This window comes from Microbulbifer sp. (assembly GCF_036563125.1).
Lineage (GTDB): Bacteria > Pseudomonadota > Gammaproteobacteria > Pseudomonadales > Cellvibrionaceae > Microbulbifer.
Genome location: NZ_DATCMV010000008.1, coordinates 1 through 8,243 on the forward strand (window position 1 = coordinate 1; position 8,243 = coordinate 8,243).

6 protein-coding genes are annotated in these 8,243 nt (G+C 58.2%); 2 read left to right on the plus strand and 4 right to left on the minus strand.

Annotation, left to right across the window (positions count from 1 at the left end; all coding sequences use genetic code 11):
• The coding region (locus VIL80_RS00525) for an AraC family transcriptional regulator N-terminal domain-containing protein (protein ID WP_332034213.1) at positions 1–852 on the minus strand (852 nt) is incomplete at its 3' end.
• A 224-nt stretch (positions 853–1,076) separates the two neighbouring features.
• On the opposite strand from VIL80_RS00525, the gene exaC reads away from it, so the two are divergent.
• Positions 1,077–2,597, plus strand: a complete 1,521-nt coding sequence (exaC, locus tag VIL80_RS00530) for an acetaldehyde dehydrogenase ExaC (protein WP_332034214.1) — start codon at positions 1,077–1,079, stop codon at positions 2,595–2,597.
• 92 nt (positions 2,598–2,689) lie between these two features.
• Entirely contained in the window at positions 2,690–3,895 is a 1,206-nt protein-coding gene (locus tag VIL80_RS00535; protein ID WP_332034215.1) for an APC family permease, read from the plus strand.
• Here the strand turns inward: VIL80_RS00535 and gst are convergent, their stop codons facing one another.
• From gst to VIL80_RS00550, 3 genes are all read right to left on the minus strand, one after another.
• Positions 3,896–4,588, minus strand: coding sequence for a glutathione transferase, Atu5508 family (gene gst / locus VIL80_RS00540; RefSeq protein WP_332034216.1), 693 nt, complete (start codon positions 4,586–4,588; stop codon positions 3,896–3,898).
• Positions 4,589–4,711: 123 nt separating this feature from the next.
• Entirely contained in the window at positions 4,712–4,882 is a 171-nt protein-coding gene (locus VIL80_RS00545) for a hypothetical protein (RefSeq protein ID WP_332034217.1), read from the minus strand.
• 64 nt (positions 4,883–4,946) lie between these two features.
• Complete coding sequence (locus VIL80_RS00550) at positions 4,947–7,787, minus strand: M16 family metallopeptidase (RefSeq protein WP_332034218.1); 2,841 nt, start codon at positions 7,785–7,787, stop codon at positions 4,947–4,949.
• Positions 7,788–8,243 lie beyond the last annotated feature (456 nt).

Below are 8,243 nucleotides of genomic sequence, written 5' to 3' on the forward strand. Positions count from 1 at the left end.
GAAGCGGCGGCTGAAGTGGCTGAGGTGCCGGTAGCCGAGATCAAAACACACCCGGGTCACCGATTCCCCGCGCGCCAAGCGATCCCTGGCCGCCTGCATGCGCAGGTGCTGCTGGAACTCCGCGGGGGTACAGCCGAGGTGTTTTTTGAATTCGCTGTAAAATCGCGTTCGGCTCATGCACGCCATTCGGCTCAACAGATCGATATCCAGCGGCTGGTCCAGCTTGGACTGCAGCTGATTTAGCGCAGCGGCGAGGCCGTTAACTTCGGGATTTTTTTCACAGACTTTCAGCAGGAAGCTGCGCATCTGCTCGCGCAGCATACGCACCACCAGTTCACTCACCCCGAGATCCACCAGAAAATCCCGGTCGCTGGAATTCTCCGTAAACGTGGTGACGAGCCGCTGCAGCAGCGCCTGGGTAGCCTGGCTGTGCTGGGTGTGAATGAGGGAATCGGGGCGGTAGCGCCAGTCGTCGAATTCCCGCTGTAGCGGTGCCGCGCCATTCAGTTTTTCGCAGATGGCACCGACGCGTTCGCGGGCGATTTCTATGGTGAGGCAGGAGGTAGGATTTTCCAGTCGGGCATCGGGGAAGTCGATGTGTACCTTTTCACCGGGCGCCATCACAAATGACTCCAGCGGCAAAAACTCGGCGCGGTAATTGCCCGCCGCGTGCATGATCTTGCGGCCACTGATCATTCCGCAGTACAGCAGTTCACCCGCAGAGAGACCAACCTGCTCTGCGGGCAAATAGGTATCGTAAACACTGAGCTCGGAACTGGGACCGGCGAACGACACCCGGTTCTCCACCAGTTCCCGCGGCTGTGCGCGACCGCGGATCGTCATTTCAGTCATGGCTTTTATCGATTTTATTGCTGTCGGTGTCCGCAGGCTGGATTCAGGGTCAACTGATCTGTACTCAGAAGAAAGCCGCGAATCACCGGAAGTTATATTTTTTCATCGCTCAAACCAGAATAACCGGGCGTTAGGCCCGGCTTTCAAGCCTACTCCCAGTACTGGCAGATAACAACGCCCGCGGGAGTGAGAAACACAATAAGCATCCCGAAGAGGAAACAGCGATGATCTATGCACAACCCGGCCAGGATGGCGCGCTTATCAACTTCAAACCGCGTTATGAAAATTTCATTGGCGGCGAATGGGTCGCACCGGTGTCTGGTAACTATATGGAGAACATCTCCCCCGTTACCGGCGAGGTATTCTGCGAGGTACCCCGCTCCACCGCTGCCGATATCGAGCTGGCGCTCGACGCCGCCCACGCCGCCAAAAGTGCCTGGGGCAAAACCGCGGCCGCGGCGCGCTCAAACGTGTTGCTAAAAATAGCCGACCGTATCGAGCAGAACCTGGAAATGCTCGCGGTGGCGGAAACCTGGGACAACGGCAAGGCGGTGCGGGAAACCATCGCCGCGGATATTCCCCTGTGTGTGGACCACTTCCGCTACTTCGCCGGCTGCCTGCGCGCCCAGGAAGGCAGCATGGCGGAGCTGGACGAACACACCGTTTCCTATCATTTGCATGAACCCTTGGGCGTTGTCGGTCAGATTATTCCGTGGAACTTCCCGCTGCTGATGGCCGCATGGAAACTCGCGCCGGCGCTGGCGGCCGGTAACTGCGTGGTGCTGAAGCCCGCGGAGCAGACACCGGCTTCGATTCTCATACTGATGGAACTGATCGGTGACCTGTTGCCGCCGGGTGTGGTGAATATCGTCAACGGTATCGGCGAGGAAGCGGGCCAGGCACTCGCCACCAGCAAGCGCATCGCCAAGATTGCCTTCACCGGTTCCACCGCCGTGGGTGGCCATATCCTGAAATGCGCCGCCGACAACCTGATTCCTTCCACCGTGGAGCTGGGTGGCAAGTCCCCGAATATCTACTTTGCCGACGTGATGCGTCAGGAGGACGAATTCATCAGCAAGGCGGTGGAAGGCCTGGTGCTGGCGTTCTTCAACCAGGGCGAGGTATGTACCTGCCCGTCACGCGCGCTGATCCAGGAATCCATCTACGACGAGTTTATGGCGTGTGTAGTGGAGCGCACCAAGGCGATCAAGCGCGGCAACCCCCTGGACATGGAGACCCAGGTGGGCGCGCAGGCGTCGCTGGAGCAGTTCGACCGCATCATGACCTACATCGAAATCGGCCGCCGCGAGGGTGCGGAAGTGATCTTCGGCGGTGGTGCGGCGGATCTCGGCGGTGAGTTCCGCAAGGGCTACTACGTGCAGCCGACCCTACTGAAGGGCCACAACCAGATGCGTATATTCCAGGAAGAAATTTTCGGCCCGGTGGTCGGAGTCACCACCTTCAAGGACGAGGCCGAGGCACTGGCGATCGCCAACGACACCGAATACGGTCTAGGCGCCGGCGTGTGGACCCGGGATATGAACCTCGCCTACAGAATGGGGCGCTATATCCAGGCCGGCCGCATATGGACCAACTGCTATCACCAGTATCCGGCCCACGCCGCCTTCGGCGGTTACAAGAAATCCGGCATTGGCCGCGAGACCCACAAAAAGGCGCTGGAACACTACCAGCAAACCAAGAATCTGCTTGTCAGTTACGACACCAACCCGCTCGGGTTCTTTTGATTTAACCCTCATCCTGTGAGGTCCCTCGGGGAGCATCGGCTCCCCCTTTTTTATGCCGCTACACTGGTTAGAACCATTGCCGGAGGAATAGCGTGTCAGACCAGGTCGCCCTGAAACGATCACTGTCCCTGGCGGCAACCAGCTTCTACGGTATTGGTACCATCGTCGGTGCCGGTATCTATGCCCTGATCGGCAAGGTGGCGGATGAAACCGGACTGTCCCTGCCCTATGCTTTTCTGCTGGCGGGGATTATTGCCGCATTTACCGCGCTGTCGTACGCAGAGCTATCTTCACGCTATCCACAGAGCGCGGGTTCAGCCACCTATATCTATCAGGCCTGGAACCGGCGCTGGTTTGCGCAGCTGGTCGGTGTGTTGGTGGCGATCACCGGCATTGTATCGGCAGCGACCATTGCCAACGGCTTCGTCGGTTACCTGGAACTCTTTATCCAGGTACCGGAATACCTCGCCATCACCCTGCTGGTGGTGCTACTCACGTTGATTGCGCTGTGGGGCATAAATGAATCTGCGCTCACCGTAACCCTCATCACGCTGGTGGAAGTAGGCGGCCTGCTGTTTGTCATCTTCGTCAGCCGCGAGGCACCCCCGGTGCAGGAGTGGCAACGGGTGTTCGCTGTCCCCGAAATGACCGCCTGGCCCGGACTGCTTGTCGGCAGCTTCCTGGCGTTTTATGCGTTTATCGGTTTTGAGGATATGGTGAATATTGCCGAGGAAGTGAAGAACCCGCGCCGGACGCTGCCGTGGGCGATCCTGATCGCCATTGGCGTATCCACCCTGCTCTACATACTGGTAGCCGCGATAGCGGTGCGCACCATACCCATCCATGCACTGGCCCAGAGTGGCGCGCCGCTGGCGGCCATGGTAAGCAATGCCGGCTATTCAACGCAGTTTATCGGTGTTATCAGTATGTTTGCGGTAGTGAACGGTGCGCTGGTGCAGATCATCATGGCATCCAGGCTGCTGTATGGCATGGCCAATAAAGGCATGGCACCGACAGTGTTTGCACGTGTAAATGCCCTGACACAGACCCCGGTCGCGTCCACCTTACTGGTAGCGGGCTGTATCCTGGTATTCGCGCTCTGGTTGCCGCTCACGGTACTGGCCAAGATCACCGCGTTTATCATGCTGGTAATCTTCTCTCTGGTGAACCTGTGCCTGGTGGTAATCAAACTGCGCCGGCAACCGGTGAAAGTGGGGGTAACCCGCTATCCACTGTGGTGCCCAGCAGTGGGCTTCCTGCTGTGCACAGCGCTGATCACGTTCCAGCTACTGGCCTGATTACTGACCTAACACCTTGCGTAGTGAGCTCTCGATCTGCCCGCCGCAATAGCCCCGCTCCCATTTTTCCCGGCGTTTTTCCAGCAGTGCTCGAATGGGCTTACGAGCCTCGACATGCTTTACCAGCTGCGCAATGTGGGGCGCATTTTCCTGCAGGTCCTCTTCGAGAACAGGGAAGGCATACACCATGGTCCCAAACAGTGCCGCGGTGGCGATATCCGCCACAGATATGGTCGTGCTCAGAAGGTAGTTACCGCCGCCTTTCAGGCCATGGGCCAAACCGGTTTTTTCGAAGATTTCCATCCAATCCGACAGGCGGCCGTTGCGGAATTCGTCCCAGCTGTTTTTGTTCCACATCACCATGCCGTGGTAATTGGTGATTTCCAGCAGCACATCGTTACAGTCGAGGAGGGTTTTCAGGGCGAGGGTGTGGGTCTCTGCACGCTTTGGCAGATAGTCGTATTCACGCGCCAGGTGCATCAGAATCGCCGGCAGCTGCGCAAAGTACGTCTTGCTCTTCCAGTCGTACAGGTAAGGGGGCGCCATACCAGGGTTATCGATCTGGAGGCTGCGCTCAGGGTAGATCTCACTGGCATCGTGAAGGGAGTAACTGGCACCGACTTCCGCCAGAAACATTTCGATGAACACGCCACGGAATGGCAGGTCCCAGTAGTAGAGTTTGTAGTCCAGCACTTTCTGGATACCGCGTTGAATTCAGGTTGGGAATAAAAGTTTAGCAACCCTCCAACGCCACGTGAGCGCGCCCGCATACATCGTAAATGGTGCATTCCACCTGGCCAGGCATCGCTCAACGCATTATTTGCCCACCAAGTGGCTGGCGCCTAAAAACAAGGTCGGCGCAAAGCCGACCACGATTTCCATAAACAAAAAAGGTTTATACGCGCTGTTCATAAAGCCATTCTCGCCTGTGTGTTTGGGCGCCCTCGCAAGGCTTACCGCACAAAAGCCGGGAATGGAGTGGTGCACCTACAATCCCAGTTCAATGTAGACGCCCCACAATCAGGATTCAGAGGAATAGCCGCTTCGCGGACTAATCATTCTTTACAAGAGTGGGTTCACCCAGGCCCAGCTTTTGCAAACGCTCCAACTGCGTAGCCCGGTCACCCACCACCACCCAGATCATGGAATCCGGCTGCATATATTCATCGGCAATTTTCTGTACCTTCTCCACGGTCATGGCCTTGGCAATGGCCTCGTGTTTGCGCACATAGTCTGCCGGCCAGCCGAACTCGCTCATTTTTTCTAACAGACCAAGCTTGGCACCCGCGGTCTCGAACGCGCGGGTGTTGGCGCGCACGAGATAGGAGCGGGAGTTTTCCAGGTCCGCCTCAGTGTAGGTGCTGGGGTAGTCCTCGAGAATGTCGTCGATCAGCTGCACGGATTCCGCGGTGACATTGGCGCGCACGCCGCTGCCGATGGCGAAGCGGCCGCCGGTTTTGTCACTGGATACGCTGGAACCGATACCGTAGGTGTAGCCCTTGCCCTCGCGCAGCTCCTGCATCAGGCGCGAGGCGAAGCCACCGCCGCCGAGGATGTAGTTGGTGAATACCGCCGGGTAGTAATCGTCTGACACCGCCGGCATGGCCAGGCGGCCGATGCGCAACACCGACTGTTTGGAGTCCGGCACATCCACAAAATAGATGCCCGGCTTGGCCGGTTCGGATTTCGGGTCGGGGACCTTCACCGGCTTGGCGGGCCACTGCTTGGCCAGGGATTCCGCCGCGGCCAGGAAGTCCTTCTGGGATATATCCCCCACCACGTGGGCGCGGGCCACGGACGGTGACAGGTACTGAGCGTAATAGGCCTTGAGGTCATCCATGGTGATGGCCGCCACGGATTCCTCCGTGCCCAGGCCGCTGTAACCGCGGATGCTGTCATCGCCGTGCAGCAGCCGCGCAAAGGTCTTGCTGGCAATGGCATTGGGCTCGGCCTCTGCGCGTTTGATCTGGCTGGTGACGCTCTTCTTCGCCAGCACCAGTTCTTTTTCGTCCCAGCGCGGTTCCAGCAGCATTTCCTGCAACAGTGCGAACACCTCGTTGAAGTTGCGCGCGAGCGTGGTCACGTCGAAGCGGAAAGCATCCTGCGCGGCGGATACGCTGATATCGGCTCCGAGTATCTGGATCGCCGTTTCCAGTTCTTCCGGGGTGCGGTTTTTGGTACCGCGCTCCATCAGCATGGCGGCGAGGTTGGCCACACCGGTCTTGTCGATGCTCTCCTGTAACTGGCCGCCGTCGATCACCAAACTGAAGTTGACCGTGGGCACCTCACTGTTTTCGATACCGTAAACCGCGATGCCGTTACTCAGCTCGCTCTGCCATACATCGGGTACCGCAGTCTGCGCCGGCGCGCCGTAGGCGGGCTCCACACTGCGGTCGATCTTCGACGAAGTTTTCTGGTACTCCGCCTGCGCGGATGGGTCCACCGCGTCTTCGGCACCGTTCACGATCTGCTCTTCCACCACCTGCGCCGCGGTGGAATCTGCCAGTGCCAGCGCCTGCTCCCCTTTCGGCACAAAACTCACCGCCACGAAGGGTTTGTCAGCAATGTACTTCTGGTACACCCGCTTTACGTCTTCCGCGGTGACCGCCAGCAGCCGTTCGATATCCTCACTCACATAACCCGGGTCATCCGCGTACATCTGGTACTGGGCCAGCTGGAAGCCCTTGCCCAGCACACTGGACAGGCTGTTGTAGAAGGCCACCTCCTGGCCGGCCTTGATGCGCTCCAGATCCTGCTCCGCAATCCCCTCTTTTTCGAACAGCGAAAACGCCTTCTGGATACCCGCGTAGACCGCATCCAGATCGCGCCCGCTAAACGCCTGTACCTCCAGCTGCACCTGCCCCGCCAGCTCGGACTCGTAAGCGCCCATGGCCACATTCGAAGTCAGCTGCTCATCTTCCACCAGCACCCGGTACAAGGGCGCGCGCTTGCCGTCAGACAGGTATTCCGTCAGCACCGCCAGCGGGTAACTGTCTTCGCTGTAGCGCGGCACCGTGGGCCAGGCCAGGGTTAGCTGGGGCTCGCGGGCAAAGTTGTCCTCATAAAAACGGCGCTTGGTCTCTTTCAAGGTGACCAGCTGCTTGGGCGCGCGCTCGATGGCCTCCCCCGCGGGGATCTCACCGAAGTACTTCTGCACCAGCGCCTTGGCCTGCTGGGGATCAAAATCCCCGGCCACCACCAAGGTCACGTTGTTGGGCACATACCAGCGGCGGAAGAAGGTCTTCACATCGTCCAGGGTGGCGTTGTCCAGATCCTCCAGCGAACCGATAACCTGCCAGCTGTAGGGGTGCCCCTCCGGGTAGAGATTGCGATCGATCACATACTGGGCGTGGCCATAGGGGCGGTTATCGTAGCTCTGGCGCTTCTCGTTCTTCACCACCTGTTTTTCCTTCGCCAGTACCGGCTCGGTCACGGTGTTGATAAACCAGCCCAGCTTGTCGGCCTCGGCCCACAGCATTTTTTCCAACGCGTCTTTCGGCACCGTCTGGTAGTAGTTGGTGACATCGCGGGAAGTGGAACCATTGGCCCCGGAACCGCCAATACGCGCACTCATCGCATCCAGCCCGCCCCTGCCCAGGTTCTCCGACTCCAGGAACAACAGGTGCTCGAACAGGTGCGCAAAGCCCGTGCGCCCCTCCTTCTCCCGAGCGGAACCCACATGGGCGGTCAATGACACAGCCACCACTGGGTCCGAGCGATCGACGTGAAAAATTACCTGCAGGCCGTTATCCAGCTGGAACTCGTCGTAATCGATGACAAAGTCTGACGATGGCTGCGGAGGAGCGACAGATTCAGTGCCAGACCTGTCGCATGCCACCAGGCCTAGGACCGAAACCACCAGCGCCGCTGGCCCGAAAAAATTTCTGAACATGGTGCATTCCCGTGCATTGTTATGAGCAGGAAGATAGCAGGCATGAATGCAGTGAGCGACAAGATCTAGACAGAGTGAGCAATCGACACACAGCAAGCTAGTACTTACTCACCACATGTGCCGAGCGTAAAGTCTCGCCAGCTCAAAAATCGCATGCTATAAAACACGCCAGACCAAATTTGTGACACCCGTCACACGTAATCCACGCCTTGTTTAAGGGCTGTGAGCTCGCCTATTCCAGCCACGCCGCATAACGGAGGCTGGCCTTATGGAAAGCGAGAAAACGGAAAGGCCAGTAATAGCCTTAGCCCATCTATCGAACGGTCCAATTTGTTCTCGCTATATCCAGACAAATAACCTGCGTTGTTAACTGAGTTAACCTGGCCTTCATAAAGCCTGGAAAAACATGCTCATAATTAAAACGGACAATAAAAAATCATGAATCAACGAATTAAA